The organism is Elusimicrobiota bacterium, from assembly GCA_016218575.1.
Classification (GTDB): Bacteria; Elusimicrobiota; Elusimicrobia; order UBA1565; family UBA9628; genus JACRDN01.
On record JACRDN010000017.1, the window covers coordinates 125,976 to 144,717 of the forward strand.

Here is an 18,742-nt window from a genome sequence, read left to right on the forward strand (position 1 = left end):
ATCCGGATCAGCCATGGGCCTTACGGCCCTCGCGGGTCTGGGCCATTTGCTTTCGGAGGCTTAGGTCGAAAGGCCATCGGAGGCTCCGCCCCAAGTTGATAAAGTCCGAGCATGGTGCGCAAAGCCTTGCTCTGCGTTTTGGTCCTGGCGGGCCCGGCTTGCGCCCAGGAGAGGGTCAGCACCCTGTTCGGCGCGGACGGCCGCGTGGAGGCCCATCAAAGCCAAGATGCGCGCCTGCGGGAGATGTCGCGTTCGGTCGCGGCCGTGTTCTCTGCCAGGCAGGTGAGCATGGACCTGCATTCGGGCTGGGCGCACCTCCGGACTAGTCCGTTCGTACGGGTTCAGCTCGAGGATTTTAGAATTCCGCCCTTGCCCCTATCCCCGCGTGAGAGATTCTACGGCCAGCCCTCCGGGGGGCGCTGCACGGCCTTCCTGGTGGGCCCCGACCTCGTGGCCACGGCGGGGCATTGCTTCCTCAGCCCGGGGCAGTGCCGGTTCACGAAATTCGTGTTCGGCTTCGCCGTCAAAAAATCCGGTTCGGCTCCAAGCCGGATTCCGCTCCAGGATGTGTACTCCTGCAAGACTCTCCTGGAGTGGCGTGGTGATCTGGACTTCGCCTTGGCGAGGCTCGATCGGCCCGTTGTGGGAAGAAGGTCCTTGATGTTGAGCCGCAGGGGGGAAATCTCCGAAGGGACTCCCTTGGCCATGATCGGTCATCCCATGGGCCTGCCCCTGAAAATAGAGCCTTCCGGCGTCGTGTCCGAGAATAGCTTTTCTGGAAGTTGTTTCGAGGCGCATCTGGATTCCTTTCCAGGCAATTCCGGCAGCCCCGTGATCAATTTGGCCTCGTACGAGGTCGAGGGACTTGCGGTCGCGGTTCCCGGCCCGCATTTCGCGGCCGGTCCGGCTGGCGCGGCCCAGGCGGTCAAGCTCCCGGAGAGCTCCCTGAAAACCGTCAAGATCGTTAAAATGTCGAGGCTGCTTCCTGTTATAGACAAGGCGGCGCTCAAGGACCGCTTGAAGTCCCGCGCGCCCGGGAAATCGCTTTTGAACCAACCGCCGCGCGACCCCTGGGAGATGAAAAATGCAAGTTAGACCGTGGAGAGCGTTGACCGCCGTCTTAGCCATGTCGTGCCCCGCCGTTGCTCAACAGCGCGTGAGCGCCGTGTTCGGGGCGGACAGCCGGGTCGAGGTATACCAGGCCAAGGATCCCAAGCTTCGTGATCTGGCCGGCTCCACGTTGGTGATCGTTCCCGGCTCCTCCGTCGCGGAAATCGCCGGGCGCGGCGAGGCGAGGATAGAGACCATGCCGTTCGAGTCTGTCGAGGACGACGAGCGCCGAGGTTGGCCGCTTTGTCCGGGCGAGAAATTCCGGGGAGAGCCCAAAGTCGAGCTCAACTGCACCGCCTTTCTGGTTGAGCCGGATCTCATCGTCACGGCCGGGCATTGCGTGGAAGGCGTCAAGGCCTGCAAGAAGAATAAATACGTGTTCGGCTTCCATTTGGACCGGCCCGGCCAGAACCCGGCCGCGGTCCCCCTGGGCGAGGTATACGGCTGCAGGGATCTCGAGCGCCACAACCTGGACGACGACGGGGCCGACTACGCCTTGATCCGCCTCGACCGGCCGGTCAAGAATCATGCTCCGCTGCGCATCAGCGCCGGAGGGCTGGCGGCGCCCGGGACTCCCTTGGCCGTGATCGGGCACCCCATGGGCCTGCCGGCCAAGATATCCTCCTGGGGCAAGGTCAGGAAGAATAAGGAAGATGACGAGTTCTTTGGGGCCTACGTGGACATTTTCATGGGCAACTCCGGAAGCCCGGTGTTCAACTTGAATACCTATGAGGTGGAGGGAATCCTCGTCCGAGGCCCCGCTCAGGACTTCGTCATTGTCTCCCAGGAAGACTTTCTATGCGCCAAGGCGGCGGTCTATTCCGAGCGTGGAACCAAGGACGCCCAGGTCACTAAGATAGCGCGGGTGGCTCCTTACATTAAGAGGAGAGCAGCACCCCTGGCCTTATCCTTGCGCAAGTCAGGCGGCGGTCGGGTAGGACAAATCCCGGTAGTAGTCCTGGATCGGCTTGACGCCCAAGGTGGACTCTTTGAGCACCGCGATGGCGTGGACCGCCGCGTGCCCGCTGTGGATATTGGTGATGCAGGGCACGTTGAGCTCGAGGGCGGTGCGCCGGATGGCGTAGCCGTCGGCCCGTGAGCGCTTCCCGGAAGGGGTGTTGATCACCAGGCTCACCGTCCTCTGCTTTATGAGGTCCACCACGTCGGGCTTGCCTTCCCCGATCTTTGCGATGCGCGTCACGCTAAGGCCGTGGCGCGAGAGAAAGTCGTAGGTTTTGCGGGTCGCCACCAAGGTGAATCCCATCTGCCACAGGGAGCGCGCGATGGGGAGCATCTCCGGCTTGTCCTCGTCGCGCACGCTGATGAAGACCGAGCCGGAGACGGGCAAAGACAGGCCGCTGGCCTCCTGGCTCTTGGCGAAGGAGCGCGGGAAATCCGAGTCTATGCCCATGACCTCTCCGGTGGACTTCATCTCGGGACCGAGCTTGGGGTCTATCCCGGGGAATTTGATGAAGGGCAGCACCGCCTCCTTGGTCGCGGTGTAAGGGATAGGCGGCGGCGATTCCTTGAAAATTTTGGCGGGCAGAAGTTTTTTCAGCTTCTTTCCCATCATCACGCTGGTGGCCAGCCTCGCGATGGGAAGCCCGGTGGCCTTGCTCACGAAGGGCACGGTGCGCGAGGCCCGGGGATTGGCCTCCAGGATGTAGACAGCACCGTCCTTGACGGCATACTGGATATTGATGAGGCCCTTCACCTTGAGGTGCAGGGCGAGTTTTCGCGTGTTGGCCTTGACGGTTGCCAGCGCCGACGGGGTTAGGGAATGGGGAGGCAAGGTGCAGGCCGAATCCCCGGAGTGGATCCCGGCCTCCTCGATGTGCTCCATGATCCCGGCGATGAAGACCTCCTCCCCGTCGCAGAGGGCGTCCACATCGATCTCGGTGGCGTCCGAGAGGAAGCGATCGATGAGAAGCGAGGGGTGGTCCGAGGCCTTTATGGCCCGCTCCATGTAGCTCGATAACGCCTCGTCGTCGTAGAGGATTTCCATGGCCCGCCCGCCCAGGACGTAGCTCGGGCGGATCATGATGGGGTAGCCCAGTCTGCGGGCCAGGCTTAAGGCCTGGCCCGCGTTCCTGGCGATGCCGTTTTCCGGGGAGAGGATTTTGAGCTTCTTGAGCGCCTTGCTGAACAGTCTCCGGTCCTCGGCGATGTCTATAGAGCCCGGCTGGGTGCCGAGGATCGCCACCTTGGTCTTGGCCAAGGGCAAGGTGAGGTTCAAGGGGGTTTGCCCCCCGAACTGCACGATCACGCCCAGGGGCTTCTCGATGGCCAGGATCTCGAGGACGTCCTCCAAGGTGAGGGGCTCGAAGTAAAGGCGGTCCGAGGTGTCGTAGTCCGTGGACACGGTCTCGGGATTGCAGTTGACCATGATGGATTCGTATCCCATCTTGCGCAGGGCCATAGAGGCCTGGACGCAGCAGTAGTCGAACTCGATGCCCTGTCCGATGCGGTTGGGCCCGGAGCCGAGTATAACCACCTTTTTTTTGCTTTTGGAGGGGCGGAAATCCCCGCTGCTCTCGTAAGTGGAGTAAAAATAAGGGGTCTTGGAGGCGAACTCGCCCGCGCAGGTGTCCACGAGCTTGTAGGAGGGGGATATTTTCCAGCGCCGGCGCTGTGCTTGTATCGCCGAAGCCTTCTTGTTAGAGGCTTTGGCGATCTGGACGTCCGAGAATCCCAGGCGTTTTGCCTCCAGTAGCAGTTCTGGAGAGAGTTTTTGTTCTTTTAAGTTTTTTTCAAACTCCACGATTTCCTTCATCTCATGGATGAACCAGGGGTCTATGCCGGAAATCTCGGCGATCTCCTCCGGGGAGAGTCCCTCCTGCAGGGCCGCCTTTATGTAGTGTATGCGGCCCGAGGCCGGGATGGCGAGCTTCTTAATCAAGGTTTCCCGGTCGATTTCCCCGTCGAACACGAGCCCGGCCTTGCCGCTCTCGAGGCCTCTCAGGGCCTTCTGGAGAGACTCTTTGAAGGTTCTCCCGATGGCCATGGCCTCTCCCACCGACTTCATGGCCGTGTCCAAGGCGAACTCCCCGAACTTCTCGAAGGCGAAGCGGGGAGCCTTGACCACCACGTAATCTATGGAAGGCTCGAAGGAGGCCGGGGTGGCCTTGGTGATGTCGTTGGGGATCTCGTCCAAGGTATAGCCCACCGCGAGCTTGGCCGCGATCTTGGCGATGGGAAATCCCGTGGCCTTCGAGGCTAGAGCCGAACTGCGGGAGACTCGAGGATTGATCTCGATGACGACCCGCCTGCCGGTCTTGGGATGGACCGCGAACTGGATGTTGCAGCCCCCGGTCTCGACGCCGATCGCGGAGACGATCTTCCGGGCCTCGTCCCGCATCTCCTGGTATTGGCGGTCGGTGAGGGTTTGGGCCGGGGCCACCGTGATGGAGTCTCCGGTGTGGATGCCCATGGGGTCGAGGTTTTCAATGGAGCAGACCACCACGAAGTTGTCCTTGCGGTCGCGCATCACCTCGAGCTCGTATTCCTTCCAGCCGAGGACTGACTCCTCTAGGAGGACCTTCTTCACCGGGCTGGCTTCGAGTGCCGTGTGCACCTTGGCGCGGAGCTCGTCCAAGTGGTAGGCGATGCCGCCCCCGGTGCCGCCCAAAGTGAAGGAGGCGCGCACGATCATGGGAAACCCCAGCTCGCGGCTGGCCTGCTTGGCCTCGGAGAGGTCCGTCACGACGAGGCTTTTGGGAAGATCCAGGCCGATAGATTGGATGGTTTGCTTGAAAAGCTGGCGGTCCTCCGCCTTGCGGATGGTGTCGAGGCGCGCTCCCAGGAGTTCGACGCCGTATTTCTTCAAAATCCCGCGCTCTGCCGCGGCCACGGTGAGATTCAAGGCCGTCTGCCCGCCCAAGGTCGGCAGGATGGCCTGGGGTCTTTCTTTCTCCAGGATTTGCTCGAGGTACTCCGGGGTCAGAGGCTCGATGTAGGTCCGGTCGGCCAGATCGGGGTCGGTCATGATGGTGGCCGGGTTGGAGTTCACCAGGACGATCTTGTAGCCTTCCTGGCGCAGGGCCACGATCCCTTGCGTGCCCGAGTAGTCGAACTCGCAGCCCTGCCCGATCACGATCGAGCCAGAGCCGATGATGAGAATTTTCTCTATGTCCGTTCTCTTAGGCATTTTTCACCGTTCTGCGGGAGATCATCAGGTCCTTGAACCTGGCGAAGAGGTAGCGGCTGTCGTGCGGGCCGGCCGAGGCCTCGGGGTGGTATTGCACCGAGAAGGCGGGAAGCTGGGAATGGGCCATGCCCTCCGAGGTTCGGTCGTTCAAGTTGATGTGGGTGGTGCGCACTTCCTTGGGCAGGCAATCCAAGTCCACGCAGAAGCCGTGGTTCTGGGTCGTGATCTCGACTTTTTCCGTGTCCACATCGAGCACGGGATGGTTGGCGCCGTGGTGCCCGAATTTAAGCTTGAAGGTTTTTCCGCCGAGAGCCAGACCCAAGAGTTGATGCCCCAGGCAGATACCGAAAATCGGCATTTGCTTTTCGAGGAGCCGTTGAATGGTCTCGATCGCGTAAGTCACGGGCTCGGGGTCGCCGGGGCCGTTCGACAGCAGTATGCCGTCGGGCTTGAGCGCGAGGGCCTCCTCGGCCGTGGTCCGGGCCGGGACCACGGTGACCTGGCAGCCGATTTGCGCCAAACACCTCAGGATGCCGTACTTCACGCCGAAATCGAAGACGACGACATGGAGGGGCTTGGTTCCGTTGCCGGGAGGGACGTAGCCTTCCACCCAGAGATATTTCTCTGGGCAGGATACGTCTTTCACCAGGTCCAATCCCAGCATGGATTGGACATTTCTAGCCTTGGCCAACAGCCTTTTTGGGTCGAGATCCGTGGTGGAAAGGACGGCTCGGAGCGCCCCTTTCTCGCGCAGGCGCAAGGTGAGAGCCCGGGTGTCCACGCCCTCGATCGCCGCGATCCCGTGTTTTTTGAGGAAGAATTGGGCGGACTCCACCGACTGCCAGTTGGAGGGATGCCTGCACAGCTCGCGCACCACCAAGCCGCTCAAGAACGCCTTGCGCGATTCGTTGTCCTCGGCCGTGATCCCGTAGTTGCCGATCTGGGGATAGGTCATGGCCACGATCTGTCCCTGATAGGACGGGTCGGTCAGGACCTCCTGGTAGCCCGTCATGGAGGTGTTGAACACCATCTCTCCCGAGGCCTCTCCCTCCGCCCCGCAGGCTTGTCCGGTGAGAATGGTGCCGTCTTCCAGAACTAACAACGCGGTTGTTTTCATTTCGCCCTCGAGGCCGACAAAGTTTTTAAAAAACCCGCTTGTTCCTCGGCGGTCGAAACCCGGACGCGGAGCCAGGCCTCTTGAGGCCGAAAATCCGCGTAGAGGCCGGAGAGGTCCTCATGAAAATGGAGGAAAGCCCTGGGCCCGCAGTAAAAGATCCCGCTCTTCTTTTCCTTAAAGGCCGCGATTCTCCGCACTTGGGTCAGGAGCGAGCCCAGCGAGCGCAGGGACTTGGAGCCGGCGTGCTTCATAAGTGCCAGACCTCCCGCCACAGCTTTGGCGCCGAAAACCCGGCCAAGGCGGGGTAGCGGCTCCACTGCCCGTGATGGATGGACTCATGCTGGATGAGGGCATGGCAGTATTCGTTTTGACTGTCTATGGCCGCGCCCGCTCCCCGGAAGTTATCCACAAAAATTTCCCGCGAAGTTTTGTGGATAACTGGAGCCTATTCTCATAGTTCTTTGCTCATTATCAAGTCGATATCGGAGAAACGGCTGCCCGTGATCGGGAAGTTCTCCCTCCCCAGGGCCTTGTAGCCATTCGCCTCGTAAAAGCGAATGGCCCTCCCGTTACCGTCCCAAGTTCCCAGCCAAATGGAGCGGCATTTCCTGGCGCTTGCTTGGAGATGCGCCTGGGCCAGTATTCGACTGCCGAGGCCTTTGCCTTGATGGCTTCGGTCCACGTAAATCTGAGCCAGGCAAGCGGTGGGCAGGGCCACGACCGCCTCTTGAGGTCGAGCATCGAATACCAGCTTGAAAAAGCCCACGGCCGAGTCTTGCGTTTCCGCGATGGAATAGGCCACGGCTTTATCTTTGAGTGCTTGGAGCAGCTTCTCCTGGCTGAAGGTCGTATTAAGATAAATCTCCAGGGCTTGGAGCGAGAAGTCTCTATCGAAATGATCGTAGTAAGTGTCGTAAAAAGTCGCCCGCCCCAGGTCCGCGAGGATTCTCGCGTCCTTAGGCCCTGCCGGCCTGATCCTTGACTGCGAGGTTCCCCTATCGGCGCTCATATTAATGCCTGAAATGCCTCATCCCGGTCAGCACCATGGCGAGGTTATGCTCATCTGCCGCGGCGATCACTTCTTGGTCCTTGACCGAGCCTCCCGGCTGGATGATGGCTGAGATTCCCAAGGTGGAGGCCGCGTCCACTCCGTCCCGGAAGGGGAAAAACGCGTCCGAGGCCAGTACCAAAGCCGCAGGCGGGGGATTGTCCCGCAAATATATTTTATATTTAACGCCGGCCATGTGCACGGAGTCCACCCTCGACATCTGCCCGGCCCCGATCCCGACCGTGGCCTCGGGCCCGGCCAGGACTATGGCGTTGGATTTCACGTGCTTGGCGGCTAGCCAGGCGAAGCGCAGGGCTTCCTCCTCGGCCTTGGTCGGCGCGCGCTTTGTCGCGACCTTCCAGTCCGGGCCGAAGGCGGCGCGGTCGGGGTCGCTCACCAGGACCTCGGAGCCGATGGAGCGAAGTATGAGCGCGCCGGATGGGGGAGCCTGGCGGAGTAGGAGACGCAAGTTCTTCTTTTGGGCGAAGAGCGCTAGGGCTTCCGGCGAGAAGCCGGGGGCCACGATCACCTCGACGAAGCGCTGGGCAAGCTCCTGGGCGACGTCCGCGCCCACTTCCCGGTTGAAGGAGATCACGCCCCCGAAGGCCGAGAGGGGATCGCAGGCCCAGGCCTGCCGCAGGGCCTCCAAAAGCGTCGCGCCGCGGCCGATGCCGGAGGGTGTTACGTGCTTGAAGATGACGGCGGCGGGCCCGTCGAACTCGTTGACCGCGTCCCAGGTCCCGTAGGCATCGAGGAAGTTGTTGTAGGAGAGCCCCTTTCCCTGCAGCTGCCTGGCCGCGGGCGCCGTCTGGTCTTGCCAAGCGTAGAGCGCAGCCTTCTGGTGGGGGTTCTCCCCGTAGCGCAGGTCCTGGATCTTGGAGAGCCGCACGGTTAAAACAGCAGGGAATTTCTCTCCGGCCCGGACGGCGGAGCCCGCCCAGGAAGCGGAGATCATGGCGTCGTACTCCGCGGTGTGCTGGAAGGCCGTAAGCGCCAAGCGCTTCCTCGTTTCGAGACCGAGCTGGCCTTGGCGGCTCTCGAGCTCATGGAGCACGGGCCCGTAGTCCGAGGGCGAGACGAGCACCGCTACGTCCTCGAAATTCTTGGCCGCCGCCCGGATGAGAGCCACGCCTCCTATGTCTATCTGCTCGATCACGTCCTGCTGGAAGGGCGAGGAGGCCTTGGCCGCGGTCAGGGCGAAGGGGTAGAGGTTGACGACCACAAGATCTATGGGCTCGATCCCGAACAACTCTGCCTCGCGCGCCTGGGAGGGGTCCTTGCGCCGAAGAAGGATCGCCCCGTGGATGTTGGGGTGCAAAGTCTTGACCCGCCCGGCCAGAATCTCGGGGAACCCCGTGACAGTGTCGAGGGGCCGGATTTCGATGCCCGCCTCCTGCAGGGCCTTGGCCGTACCCGAGGTGGAAACGATCTCGATTCCCATGTCTTCAAGGCCGCGGGCGAACTCGGCCAAACCCGTCTTGTCCGAGACCGAGATCAAGGCGCGCTTGACGCGGGAGGATTTGTCGTTGTGCGAAGGGAGCGTCCTCACGCCGGATTCGGTGGCCTCCAGGCGCCCCTCGCAGAACAGCCTCACGACCTTTGGGTAGAGCCAATGCTCCTGGGTCCGCACCCGCGCCGAGAGGGTTTCGGCGGTGTCGGAGGGCAGGACCGGGGCCGTGGCCTGGGCCGCGATCCAGCCGTGGTCGTAAAACTCGTCCACGAAATGCACGGTGCAGCCGCTCACCCGGACCCCGGCCTTGAGCACGGCCTCGTGCACACGGGCTCCGTACATGCCGGGGCCCCCGAAGGCGGGCAGGAGGGCCGGGTGGATGTTCAAGATGCGCCAGGCGTAGGCCTTGAGGAGGGGGGCTTTCAGTTGGAGCATGAAGCCCGCCAGGCACAGGAGCTCGACGCCGCGCTCCCGGCAGAGCTGGGCCAGATTCGCGTTGTACTCCTCGGGAGTGGAGAAGTCTTTCGGGGAGGATACCACGGCTTCTATGCCCGCGCGCTTGGCGCGGCGCAGGGCCCCGGCCTCGGCTTTGTTCGACACGACCAGGACGATTTGCCCCGGGATGCGCCGCGCGGCACAGGCGTTGATCAAGGCCTGGAGGTTGGTTCCCTCCCCGGAGGCGAATACCGCGATTTTGGTCACTTGATCTGGACCTCGGCCTTGCCCTTGACGATCTCGCCGATGAGCTTGGCTTCCGGCAGGAACTTGCGGGCCAGGGGCAGGCAGCCGGGGCGGATGACCGCGACCATCCCGATTCCCATGTTGAAGGTGCGCCACATCTCGCTTTCCGGCACTTGCCCGATTTCCTGAAGCTCTCGGAAGATCGGCGGCACTTTCCACGCGCTTTGATGGAACACGGCCTTGCAGCCCTTGGGCAGGAAGCGCGGGACGTTCTCCACGAGCCCTCCGCCGGTGATGTGGGAGAGCCCCAGGATGATGTCGCCGCTTTGGGCCAGGCCCTTGGACAGTCGCTGGATGTCATCCACGTAAATTCGGGTGGGGACGATGAGCTCAGCGCCCCTCTTCTTAAGAAGAGGGCCTTTAAAAATTTTTCTTACCAAAGAAAATCCGTTGGAATGGAATCCGGAGGACGGCAGCCCGAGGAGGAGGTCCCCGGGGAATATCTTGTGGCCGTCTATGATCTCTGACTTTTTCACGATGCCGACGGAGAACCCGGCCAAATCATACTCCCCGGAAGGATAAAAACCAGGCATCTCCGCGGTCTCTCCCCCCAGGAGCAAGGAATGCCCCTGGCGGCAGCCCTCGAGGATTCCGGACATGACGGCCTTGGAGCGCTTGAGGTCGAGCTTGCCCGTGGCGTAGTAGTCCAGGAAAATCAGGGGCTTGGCCCCGCAGGTGACGAGGTCATTGACGCACATGGCCACGAGATCTATGCCCACGGTTTCGTGGCGGCCGAGCTCGAAGGCGATCTTGAGCTTGGTCCCGACCCCGTCGGTGCAGGCCACGAGGTAGTGGGGCTCCTCGGCCTTGATGGGGAGTGGAAACAGCCCAGCGAAGCCCCCGATGGCCGGGGCTTTCTTTTGTATGAAATCCACGAGCTTGTCCGCCAGGTCAATATCCACCCCGGCTTTTTTATAAGTCAGCATAAAGCGGCCCCTAAAGCGCGCGGCCTCACTTGCGCGCCGCGGCGATTTCCTCCAGGATATCCCGCGCAGCCTTCGCGGGATCGGATGCTCCCGTGATCGGGCGTCCCACCACGATGCGCCCGATCCCGAGCCGGGCGGCCCGCCCCGGGGTCATGACCCGCTTCTGGTCCTGGAGGTCCGTTCCGGCCGGGCGGATGCCGGGCGTAATGAAGTTTGGGGAGAGGTTCTTCAGACTTCTCCTCAAGTACGGAACTTCGAGAGCCGAGCAAATGATCCCGTCGGCCCCGTGATTCAAGCCCACCCGCGCGAGCTTATTGACCAAGGCGGGAAGGGAGGTCCTCAGCCCCAGGCGCCGGAAATCCCCGGCACGAAGGCTCGTGAGCGCGGTCACGCCCCAGAGCTCCGGGCGGGGCTTGACCTTGGCCGCGGCCGCGACCATGTCCGAGCCGCCCAGAAGATGCAAAGAGACCGACTCCACGCCGAGCTTCTGCGCCTCCTCCACGGCGTGGGCCACGGTCTGGGGGATGTCCATGAGCTTTAAGTCCAGGAAGACCTTCCCGCCGTGGCGCTGGACGAGCTCCACCGCGCGGCGGCCGTGGGCGGTGAAAAGTTGCAAACCCACTTTATAGAAGGATATCTCTCCCTTGAGGCGTTTTAACAGCTCTTCCGCTCTTTTCAGGGTGTCCACGTCGAGCGCCACAATGACTTCGGTCATGTCCTTAAGTCCCCAAGCTCTCTGAGAATTTTCGCGACGGCTCCCGGACCGCGGTAGATGAGCCCGGTGTAAAGCTGAACCAGGCAGGCTCCTGCGGCGATCTTCTCCAATACGTCTTTGCCGCTCGAGATCCCGCCCACGCCGATGATGGGGAGCCTCCCGCCCGCGAGCCTCGAAATATCGGCGATGAGTTCCGTGGCCCTCCTGCGAAGCGGCGCGCCGCTGAGGCCCCCCTGGAGACCCTCTGCGCCCGGAACGCCCTCGCGGGAGAGGGTCGTGTTCGTGGCGATGACCCCCGCGGCCATTTTTTGGATGAGAGTCACCACGTCCTTGAGTTGACCATCGGAGAGGTCGGGAGAAATCTTGACGAGGATAGGCTTTCCCTTTTTATTCGCGGCCTGCAGCGCGCCCAGGATTTTTTCCAGCCGCTCGACCTGCTGGAGGTCCCTCAGCCCCGCGGTGTTGGGTGAGCTCACGTTCACGGCGAAGTAATCCCCATGGGGCTCGAGGATTTTGAAGGTCGCGGCATACTCCTCGGCCGCTCGCTCTCTGGGGCAGTCGGCGTTGAGTCCCAGGTTCACGCCGATGGGCACGGGCCGGGCCCTGAGCGAGGCGAGATTGCCGGCCGCGGCCGCGGCACCCGAGCTGTTGAAGCCGAGGCGGTTGACCACGGCCTCGGCCTCCGGAATCCGGAACACCCGGGGCCGAGAATTTCCGGGCTGGGGCCTCAAGGTGACCGAGCCCAACTCCAAGAAGCCGAAGCCGAGGCTCGGCAGGACCCCGGCCAAGCGGCAGTCCTTGTCGAAGCCCGCGGCCAGTCCCACGGGATTGGGAAATTCCAGGCCAAAGGCCTTGACCTGTAGACCGCCGGGGGCGCTAAAGCATGAGCGCAGCGCTCCCGGCGCGCCGGGAATTTTTTGGCAGAGATCGAGGAGGGAGACAGTCATCTCATGGGCCCTTTCCGGGTCCATGCGAAAAAGGAGCGGGCGCAGGAGCTTCTCATAAAGCATGATCGTGCCGGAACGCCGCGCGGCCCCCGACCAAGGTGGCGCGCACCTGGCCCTTGAGCTTCATCCCGATGAAGGGGCTGTTGCGGCTCTTGGACTCGAAGCGCGCCTCCACGGTCCAGGACTCCCCGGGATGCACCAAAGCGATGTCCGCCAGCATGCCTTTCTTGAGGCTTCCCCTGTCCTTGAGCCCCAAAAGCCGGGCCGGGGCCGCGCTCATGCGCTCCAGTAATTTTTTAGGAGAGAGTATTTTTTTACCCACCAAATGAGTGATCCCCAGCGCCAGCGATGTCTCTAGCCCGATCACCCCGAAGGGGGCCAAGGGCAGGCCCAGGGCCTTCTTGCCCGGACCATGGGGGGCGTGGTCGGTGGCGACGGCGTCTATCGTTCCGTCGGCCAGGCCCTCGAGGACCGCCTCCCGGTCGCGGGCGGATCTCAGTGGCGGATTCATCTTGAAATTGGCGTCGTAGCCCGGCGCGTCCTCCTCGCAGAGCGTGAAATGGTGGGGAGTGGCCTCGGCGGTGACGTTGAGTCCCCGCTTCTTGGCCAGGCGCACGGCCGTGACACTTTGCGCCGCGCTGATGTGGGCGATGTGCACGTGGGCTCCGGTGAGCTCCGAAAGCGCGATGTCGCGCGAGACCATCACGGTCTCCCCGGCCCAGGGCATCCCGCGCAGGCCCTTGGCGGTGGCGGCCCGGCCCTCGTTGACGCAGGCCCCCGCGCTCAAATGCTCGTCCTCGCAATGGTCGATGAAGGGAATGCCGCAGTCCTTGCAGCATTCCAGGGCCCGGCGCATGAGCTCGGAATTCATCATGGGCCGGCCATCGTCGGTTACGGCCGAGATCCCGGCCCGGACCATGCCCACGATCTCGGTCAACCTCTCGCCCTTCTGCCCCACGGTGGCCGCTCCTGCCACGAGCACGCGCACAGCGCCCTCGGCGACGGCCTTCGATTTGACAAAGCTCACGGCCGAGGGCGTGTCCACGGGCGGCTCGGTGTTGGGCATGGCGAGCACGGTCGTCACTCCGCCGCGCGCCGCGGCCCGGGTGCCGGTCAAAATCGTTTCGTCGCCTTCCCGCCCGGGCTCGCGCAGGTGGACATGCATGTCGATAAGCCCCGGAATGACCCATAGCCCCTGGGCGTCTAGAACGGGAGCGTCCTTCAGGCCAGGCTGCTTGGAGAGTCCTGCCCGCACCTCGGCGATTTTTCCATCCTCGATCAGGACGTCGCGGACGGACTCGATGTTCTGGGACGGGTCTATCACGAGTCCGCCCTTTACAAGAAGCCGCTCAGCCATGGCGGGCCCTCCAGCCTTCGATGAGGGAGAGGACAGCCATGCGCACCGCCACCCCGTTCTTGACCTGCTCCAAAATGGCGGATTGCGGGCCATCGGCCGCCTGAGAGGAGATTTCGACCCCGCGGTTCATGGGCCCCGGGTGGAGGACCATACAGTCGGGGTTTTTTGCCAGGCGCTCGGCCGTGAGGCCGTAGGCCTGGTAGTAGTCGTTGAGGGAAGTGACGAGGTTCTCCTTCTGGCGCTCGAGCTGCAGACGCAGCACGTTCACGGCGTCGGCGTCCTTGAGAGCATGGTCCAGGTCCTGGCTCACCGAGACCCCGAGCGACGCGATGTCATGGGGGATGAGGGCCGTGGGCCCGCAGACCGTGACGGCGGCCTTGAACTTGAGAAGGGCGAATATGTTGGAGCGCGCCACTCTGCTGTGGGCAACGTCTCCCACGATGACGACCTTGAGTTTCTTGAGGGTTCCTTTCTTCTCGCGCAAGGTGAAGAGGTCGAGGAGGGCCTGGGTCGGGTGCTCATGGGCCCCGTCGCCTGCGTTGATGAGGGAGGCCTTGGTCTTGGGGGCGAGCGGCATCAACACTCCAGAGAGCTCGTGGCGGACCACGAAGTAGTCCACTCCCATGGCCTCCAGGTTCCTCACGGTGTCGAGCAGGCTCTCGCCCTTGAGGAGGCTCGATGAGGCGGCGGAGAACCCCAGGACCTCGGCCCCGAGCCTTCTGGCCGCGACCTCGAAGGAGGAGCGCGTGCGCGTGGAGGGCTCGGAGAAAAGGAAGGCCAAAGTGCGGTTTGAGAGCTTGCTGTGGTTTTTGGGAGCTTCGGAGGATTTAAAAGAAACGGCGGCGTCTAAAATGCTCTCGATCTCCGCGGCGCTCAAGTCTTCAAGGCCCAAGAGATCCTTGCGGTCCCAGCTTCTCTGCGTCACCAGCCTCCGGTCCGTGGGGATTTATATACATTAAATCAATTTTTGAGCCTGCGGTTCAACCGGATTTCACGTTTGGGGAGGAGATGTGAATAGTTTGAAGCCGTATAATGACGCGCTACTTCTCCCGCTTTTCGTAGGAGACAAGACTGGCCCTTGACAGGGGCAGGGTTGAAGGCTACCCTTGGGTCATGAAAATTCTCCTTCTAGTTCTGCTTTCTTGGCGCCCCGCCGCCGCCTCGCTATCGAAGGAAGATTTGATAGAAAAGTCCGAGAAGGCCGTTGTCAAACTGGAGGGCTGGCCCTCGGGCCATGGCACCGGCTTCATCATAGACGCCGACGGGTTGATCGTCACCAACGCCCATGTGGCCGAGGAGGCCAAACCGGATTTCTTGGACGCGAAAGTCGGCGACATCAGGGAGCGCACTCGGCCCTCTTCGTATGAAATGACCGTTTCATATGAAATGACCGTGGTTTTCGCGGACGGCCGCAAGGGGCTGGCGGCTTTGGTGCTCGCCAAGGGCCATGGGGACAGGCGGGATTTGGCTCTTCTCCGGCTCAAGGGGGAGAAAAAAAATTGGCCCGCCTTCGAGCCCCTGGAGCTCGACAAAAGGCCGGCTCCGCGCAAGGGGGAAGACGTCATCGCTCTCGGAAACCCCAAGAGATTCGATTTTTCGGCGAGCCTGGGCATCGTCAGCGGGATTCTGCGCAAATGCGGGGTCAAAGAGCGGTATCACACCTGCGTTCAGATCACGGCGGTCGTCAATTCGGGCAACTCCGGAGGGCCCCTGATTTCCGCGTCGGAAAATCAAGAAGCCAGGGGCAAGGTCATCGGCGTGAACACCTGGATGGCTTATCCAGAAACGACCCAGGGGCTGTTTTTGGCGATCGGGGCTCCCGACGTTTGGCTGGCCCTGGACCAATATAGGAAGGTGCGGAACTTGGACAACGCCAAGATCGGGGCCTTCGTGCGTCCGGTTGCAAAAGACCCAAGCAAGAAGGACTCGCCCTCGGGGTTGGCCGTTTGGCAAGTGGAACCCGGAGGGCCGGCGGACGACAAGCTCAAGCCGGGGGACTTCATTCTGAAGGTTAACGGGAAGGCCTTGCCCGAGGATCCCAAGGAGGCCCAGCTGTATTTCATCAGGGCCATACGGAATCTGGCTCCCGGCGACGAGGTGAGACTCGTCATCTCCCGGGGCGGGAAAATGCTGGAGGTAAATCTCCAGGCCGGCAAGGACGAGCCCCTGCCCAAGGACATCGAATTCACCTCCGAGGCTTTGCCTCGGGGAGTATAAATAATGGCAAGCTCGGCGGCCGGACGGCTCCCGCCGCCGGGGTTATCCACAAAAATTTCCCGGGAAGTTTTTGTGGATAAGTTTTACCTTTGCGCGCTTGCCCTGCTCTTGTCGCTGGCCGCCGTTCCTGTGTTCTCCACTGGTGAGGCTCCGCTCAACCTGAAATTTGCCGCTCCCATGCCAGCGCCCTCGGTGAGCGTGGAGGAGCTGGGCCTTGAGGCCGTGTACAACAGCCCCGTGCTGATATACCACGACGCGAAAACCGACAGGCTTTCGAGGCAGGCGGCGAGTGTCCTAGAGCTCATGTACCGCAAGGCCCAAGGCATCGTCGGGATTCCGCTCTCGGTGTACGGCTTGGTCCTGGTCTCGGACCGGAAAATCCTGCCGCCCAAGGCCCGGGAGGCCCATTGGCTCAACGTCGGCGGCGTTCCTTGCCTTGTCCGGGCTCCCAAGGAGGCGGCCTTGCCGTTCAAGGACGAGTTCGACGCCTACCTGGTATTTCCTTTCATGGTGCACGAGAGCGTGGACGGCGGGCTCAAAAGCGCCTTGTTCAAGGGGAGCCTCACGAGCGCCACCGTCACGAGTCGCTGGTGGATCGAAGGGATAGCGGACTACTGCGCGACCCAGGCCTGCGCGCTATTCCAGAAAGGGGCTTGCGCCTACACGAGGAAGGGCTATTTGCGGGCTTTGGGTCAACTGGGAGGCGCCGCGGCCGTGGACCTAGAAAGCGAGAAAACCTGGTGGCCTTTTTCCGGGGCCTTGCCCCACGACGTCCAGCACGCCTATGCCTCGGCCAACTATGTCATATCGGCCGCGGCCGAGAAATCGGGCGCAAGCTGGATCCGCCAAACCGTGGAGCGGCTGCGCGCCGAGGGCGCCGGCAAGGCCACTAGCGCGGACTTCTGCCGTGTTGCGGGCGAGGTCATCAGCCAGGACCTACGAAGTGCTGTGCGCCGCGTGGACGTAAAGGCCGTCGAGCAGTTCTCGCGCGTGATTCAATAACGGCGCGCTCCCTGTTAGTCCGCTATTCTTTTGAAGTAATAGCAATTATACGGGACTTGCCCGGGTTTATACCCTTCCTTCCAATTCACGATCACGAGTTGACCAATGAGATAAGGGCCGGCTTTGCGGACCCGCATATCATAAGAAGTGTGGTCGGTCCATTCCCGCCTAGAAACATATGAGCCGTCTTTGATCTTGGCGGTTGTCGTTTGTTGATACCAGTCTCTGGTTATCTCCTGGAAATAACGATAGTTGCTGGTTCTCCTATTGGAGGTGTCGTTCTGATCGGGATTGCCCGATGATAGGGCCCATGCGCGAGATGGGCCCTTTCAGTTTATAATGTATTGAGAGAAGCACGGAGGTGCTATATGCCTGCCACGATGACGGAGCAGACCGCCGCGGAGTACTTCAAGAGCAAGCTTCGGTTCGAGACCACGCCGCATCAGTTGAAGGCCGACCTTGAAAAAGGAGGGGTGCATGTCATCGACGTGCGCGACCGGGAGTCCTACCAAGAGGAGCATATCCCCGGGGCCCAGAACATCCCGCTCGAGGAGTTGAGCGGAAACCTGAGGAATCTCCCCAAGGACAAGACCATGGTGACTTACTGCTGGAACCTCACCTGCGCCTTGGCCACCAAGGCCGCCCTGCAATTGGCCGAGAAAGGCTACAAGGTCCAGGAGCTCGTGGGCGGGATCGAGGAATGGAAGAAGAAGGACTTTCCCGTGGAGCGCAAGGCGTCTTAAGGGCTCGGCCCCTGGGAGCGGTGCTCGAGGTATTGCTTGAGATAGGCCGCCAAGTCCCCGAAGGGGAAAAAGCAGCACCCGTGGGACTTGGCCTCGAGCACCGCTTTCTCTATGTCCCAGCCCTGCGCCGTCACCCTTTGGGCGGCCACCACAAAGCCGGTGCGGTCCCGCCCCAAGGAGCAATGTACAAGAAGGGGCCGCTTCAGGGGGTCGGCGGCGATGTCCAAGGCGTGGTCCATCTCCTGGAAGGAGGGGGCTCGCGCCGGCGACATGGGGATATTCTCGACGGCGAAGCCAAGCCCCAAAGCGTCCCGACGCTCCGGCTCGACCTGGGGCTTTAGGATTAGGATGGTCTTGATGCCAAGGTCCTTGGCTTTTTCAAGGCCCTCTCGGCTCGGCTGGCCCGAGCGGTAGAGCCCCTCCGAGACGGCGTGAAAATTGGGAAGGGGCTCGCGGGCCTTGCGCGCCAATTGCCCGGCCTGTTCCGAGGCCCGCGCCAAGGGCGCCTCGCCGTCCAGCGCGGCCCGGGACGGAGCGGGATAAGCCAGGCAGATCAATGCCAAGGCCAAAGTGGGAAAGTTCTTCATCGAGCCTCCTTGCGCCATTTCGCGGCCTCGATCATTTCGAGCAAGGCCCTTTTCTCGGGCCCATCGGTCATCAATTCGGCGTAATTCTCAGCCGTGTCGAGGAAGCGAAATATCTTGGTTGGGTTTCTTACGCTCAAGGCTTGCTTCAAAAACAGCTTGGAGAGGGCGGGGTAGCTCCTGCGCCTCATTTCCGGGTATTCGTCCCTCAAGAACTTCTCGAGGAATCTGCCTTGCTCGCTCTTGACCCGGGCAAGCTCCCCAGAGCCCAGGTTGAGCCGAGAGAGAAGCTCTCGCCAGTACGCCTCGCCGCGGCGGCCCGCATCCTCTCCCATGAGGAGCTTCAAGACCTGGGCCCGGCCCCGTTGGATGGCTTCGGCGTCGGGAAGGGTCGCCGCCCATTGCGGCCAGCTCCACAGGTAGAGCTGGGAAATCCGGTCTCTCCAGCGGTCGAAATCCGCGAGCATCCGCCGGTAATCCTCGAGCCAGGGACTGTCCTTGACCGCGTCCGGGTTGGAGAGAAGCATCTGGTAGATGTAGCGGTTTCGCTCGATGGAGGCCTCGTGCTCGTACTCGAGGTAGATGGCGAGCGGCGTTGCCGCGCGGCTCAAGTGCTCCACGAGCTTGTCGCGCAGGTG

Annotated in this window: 17 protein-coding genes; 4 read left to right on the plus strand and 13 right to left on the minus strand. The window is 62.2% G+C overall.

What is annotated here, in order from left to right; genetic code table 11:
• The first annotated feature begins 111 nt into the window (after nt 1-111).
• Nucleotides 112-1,095 (plus strand): trypsin-like peptidase domain-containing protein, encoded by a 984-nt coding sequence (locus tag HY921_07095; GenBank protein MBI5630632.1) that lies wholly within the window; start codon nt 112-114, stop codon nt 1,093-1,095.
• Between the two features lie 934 nt (nt 1,096-2,029).
• On the opposite strand, the gene carB is transcribed toward HY921_07095, so the two are convergent.
• From carB to HY921_07150, 11 genes are read right to left on the minus strand one after another with little or no spacing between them, the layout of a single operon-like run.
• Nucleotides 2,030-5,257 carry a carbamoyl-phosphate synthase large subunit gene (gene carB / locus HY921_07100; protein MBI5630633.1) on the minus strand — a complete coding sequence of 1,076 codons (3,228 nt, stop codon included), beginning with the start codon at nt 5,255-5,257 and terminating at the stop codon, nt 2,030-2,032.
• A complete protein-coding gene (gene carA / locus HY921_07105) occupies nt 5,250-6,374 on the minus strand; it encodes a glutamine-hydrolyzing carbamoyl-phosphate synthase small subunit (GenBank protein MBI5630634.1) in 1,125 nt (374 codons plus the stop codon). The genes carB and carA overlap by 8 nt, the downstream gene beginning before the upstream one ends.
• Complete coding sequence (locus tag HY921_07110) at nt 6,371-6,625, minus strand: hypothetical protein (protein MBI5630635.1); 255 nt, start codon at nt 6,623-6,625, stop codon at nt 6,371-6,373. The genes carA and HY921_07110 overlap by 4 nt, the downstream gene beginning before the upstream one ends.
• Nucleotides 6,622-6,783 (minus strand): hypothetical protein, encoded by a 162-nt coding sequence (locus HY921_07115; GenBank protein MBI5630636.1) that lies wholly within the window; start codon nt 6,781-6,783, stop codon nt 6,622-6,624. Before HY921_07115 ends, HY921_07110 begins: the two co-directional genes overlap by 4 nt.
• A 42-nt stretch (nt 6,784-6,825) precedes the next feature.
• Nucleotides 6,826-7,383, minus strand: a complete 558-nt coding sequence (locus HY921_07120) for a GNAT family N-acetyltransferase (GenBank protein ID MBI5630637.1) — start codon at nt 7,381-7,383, stop codon at nt 6,826-6,828.
• 1 nt (nt 7,384) lies between these two features.
• Entirely contained in the window at nt 7,385-9,574 is a 2,190-nt protein-coding gene (gene purH, locus HY921_07125) for a bifunctional phosphoribosylaminoimidazolecarboxamide formyltransferase/IMP cyclohydrolase (GenBank protein ID MBI5630638.1), read from the minus strand.
• Nucleotides 9,571-10,539, minus strand: a complete 969-nt coding sequence (locus HY921_07130; GenBank protein ID MBI5630639.1) for a phosphoribosylformylglycinamidine cyclo-ligase — start codon at nt 10,537-10,539, stop codon at nt 9,571-9,573. Before HY921_07130 ends, purH begins: the two co-directional genes overlap by 4 nt.
• Before the next feature lie 25 nt (nt 10,540-10,564).
• Entirely contained in the window at nt 10,565-11,254 is a 690-nt protein-coding gene (gene pyrF / locus HY921_07135; GenBank protein MBI5630640.1) for an orotidine-5'-phosphate decarboxylase, read from the minus strand.
• Nucleotides 11,251-12,264, minus strand: a complete 1,014-nt coding sequence (locus tag HY921_07140) for a quinone-dependent dihydroorotate dehydrogenase (GenBank protein MBI5630641.1) — start codon at nt 12,262-12,264, stop codon at nt 11,251-11,253. Before HY921_07140 ends, pyrF begins: the two co-directional genes overlap by 4 nt.
• Entirely contained in the window at nt 12,254-13,558 is a 1,305-nt protein-coding gene (locus HY921_07145; protein ID MBI5630642.1) for a dihydroorotase, read from the minus strand. The genes HY921_07140 and HY921_07145 overlap by 11 nt, the downstream gene beginning before the upstream one ends.
• Nucleotides 13,551-14,483 (minus strand): aspartate carbamoyltransferase catalytic subunit, encoded by a 933-nt coding sequence (locus HY921_07150; GenBank protein MBI5630643.1) that lies wholly within the window; start codon nt 14,481-14,483, stop codon nt 13,551-13,553. Before HY921_07150 ends, HY921_07145 begins: the two co-directional genes overlap by 8 nt.
• Before the next feature lie 188 nt (nt 14,484-14,671).
• On the opposite strand from HY921_07150, the gene HY921_07155 reads away from it, so the two are divergent.
• The 3 genes from HY921_07155 to HY921_07165 all read left to right on the plus strand — a co-directional run bounded on the left by HY921_07155 (nt 14,672) and on the right by HY921_07165 (nt 17,520).
• Nucleotides 14,672-15,775 carry a trypsin-like peptidase domain-containing protein gene (locus tag HY921_07155; protein ID MBI5630644.1) on the plus strand — a complete coding sequence of 368 codons (1,104 nt, stop codon included), beginning with the start codon at nt 14,672-14,674 and terminating at the stop codon, nt 15,773-15,775.
• Between the two features lie 72 nt (nt 15,776-15,847).
• Nucleotides 15,848-16,777 (plus strand): hypothetical protein, encoded by a 930-nt coding sequence (locus HY921_07160; protein MBI5630645.1) that lies wholly within the window; start codon nt 15,848-15,850, stop codon nt 16,775-16,777.
• Between the two features lie 368 nt (nt 16,778-17,145).
• Entirely contained in the window at nt 17,146-17,520 is a 375-nt protein-coding gene (locus tag HY921_07165) for a rhodanese-like domain-containing protein (protein MBI5630646.1), read from the plus strand.
• Here the strand turns inward: HY921_07165 and HY921_07170 are convergent.
• Complete coding sequence (locus HY921_07170; protein ID MBI5630647.1) at nt 17,517-18,107, minus strand: tyrosine-protein phosphatase; 591 nt, start codon at nt 18,105-18,107, stop codon at nt 17,517-17,519. The genes HY921_07165 and HY921_07170 overlap by 4 nt on opposite strands.
• The gene (locus HY921_07175; protein ID MBI5630648.1) at nt 18,104-18,715 is read right to left on the minus strand and encodes a hypothetical protein; all 612 of its coding nucleotides are present in this window, start codon (nt 18,713-18,715) and stop codon (nt 18,104-18,106) included. The genes HY921_07170 and HY921_07175 overlap by 4 nt, the downstream gene beginning before the upstream one ends.
• Between the last annotated feature and the right edge of the window lie 27 nt (nt 18,716-18,742).

What these genes read in the sequence shown, in the direction of transcription:
- HY921_07095 (MBI5630632.1), top strand. Translation starts at nt 112, where the DNA reads ATGGTGCGCAAAGCCTTGCTCTGCGTTTTGGTCCTGGCGGGCCCGGCT.
- carB (MBI5630633.1), bottom strand. Translation starts at nt 5,257, where the DNA reads ATGCCTAAGAGAACGGACATAGAGAAAATTCTCATCATCGGCTCTGGC.
- carA (MBI5630634.1), bottom strand. Translation starts at nt 6,374, where the DNA reads ATGAAAACAACCGCGTTGTTAGTTCTGGAAGACGGCACCATTCTCACC.
- HY921_07110 (MBI5630635.1), bottom strand. Translation starts at nt 6,625, where the DNA reads ATGAAGCACGCCGGCTCCAAGTCCCTGCGCTCGCTGGGCTCGCTCCTG.
- HY921_07120 (MBI5630637.1), bottom strand. Translation starts at nt 7,383, where the DNA reads ATGAGCGCCGATAGGGGAACCTCGCAGTCAAGGATCAGGCCGGCAGGG.
- HY921_07130 (MBI5630639.1), bottom strand. Translation starts at nt 10,539, where the DNA reads ATGCTGACTTATAAAAAAGCCGGGGTGGATATTGACCTGGCGGACAAG.
- pyrF (MBI5630640.1), bottom strand. Translation starts at nt 11,254, where the DNA reads ATGACCGAAGTCATTGTGGCGCTCGACGTGGACACCCTGAAAAGAGCG.
- HY921_07140 (MBI5630641.1), bottom strand. Translation starts at nt 12,264, where the DNA reads ATGCTTTATGAGAAGCTCCTGCGCCCGCTCCTTTTTCGCATGGACCCG.
- HY921_07145 (MBI5630642.1), bottom strand. Translation starts at nt 13,558, where the DNA reads ATGGCTGAGCGGCTTCTTGTAAAGGGCGGACTCGTGATAGACCCGTCC.
- HY921_07155 (MBI5630644.1), top strand. Translation starts at nt 14,672, where the DNA reads ATGAAAATTCTCCTTCTAGTTCTGCTTTCTTGGCGCCCCGCCGCCGCC.
- HY921_07165 (MBI5630646.1), top strand. Translation starts at nt 17,146, where the DNA reads ATGCCTGCCACGATGACGGAGCAGACCGCCGCGGAGTACTTCAAGAGC.
- HY921_07170 (MBI5630647.1), bottom strand. Translation starts at nt 18,107, where the DNA reads ATGAAGAACTTTCCCACTTTGGCCTTGGCATTGATCTGCCTGGCTTAT.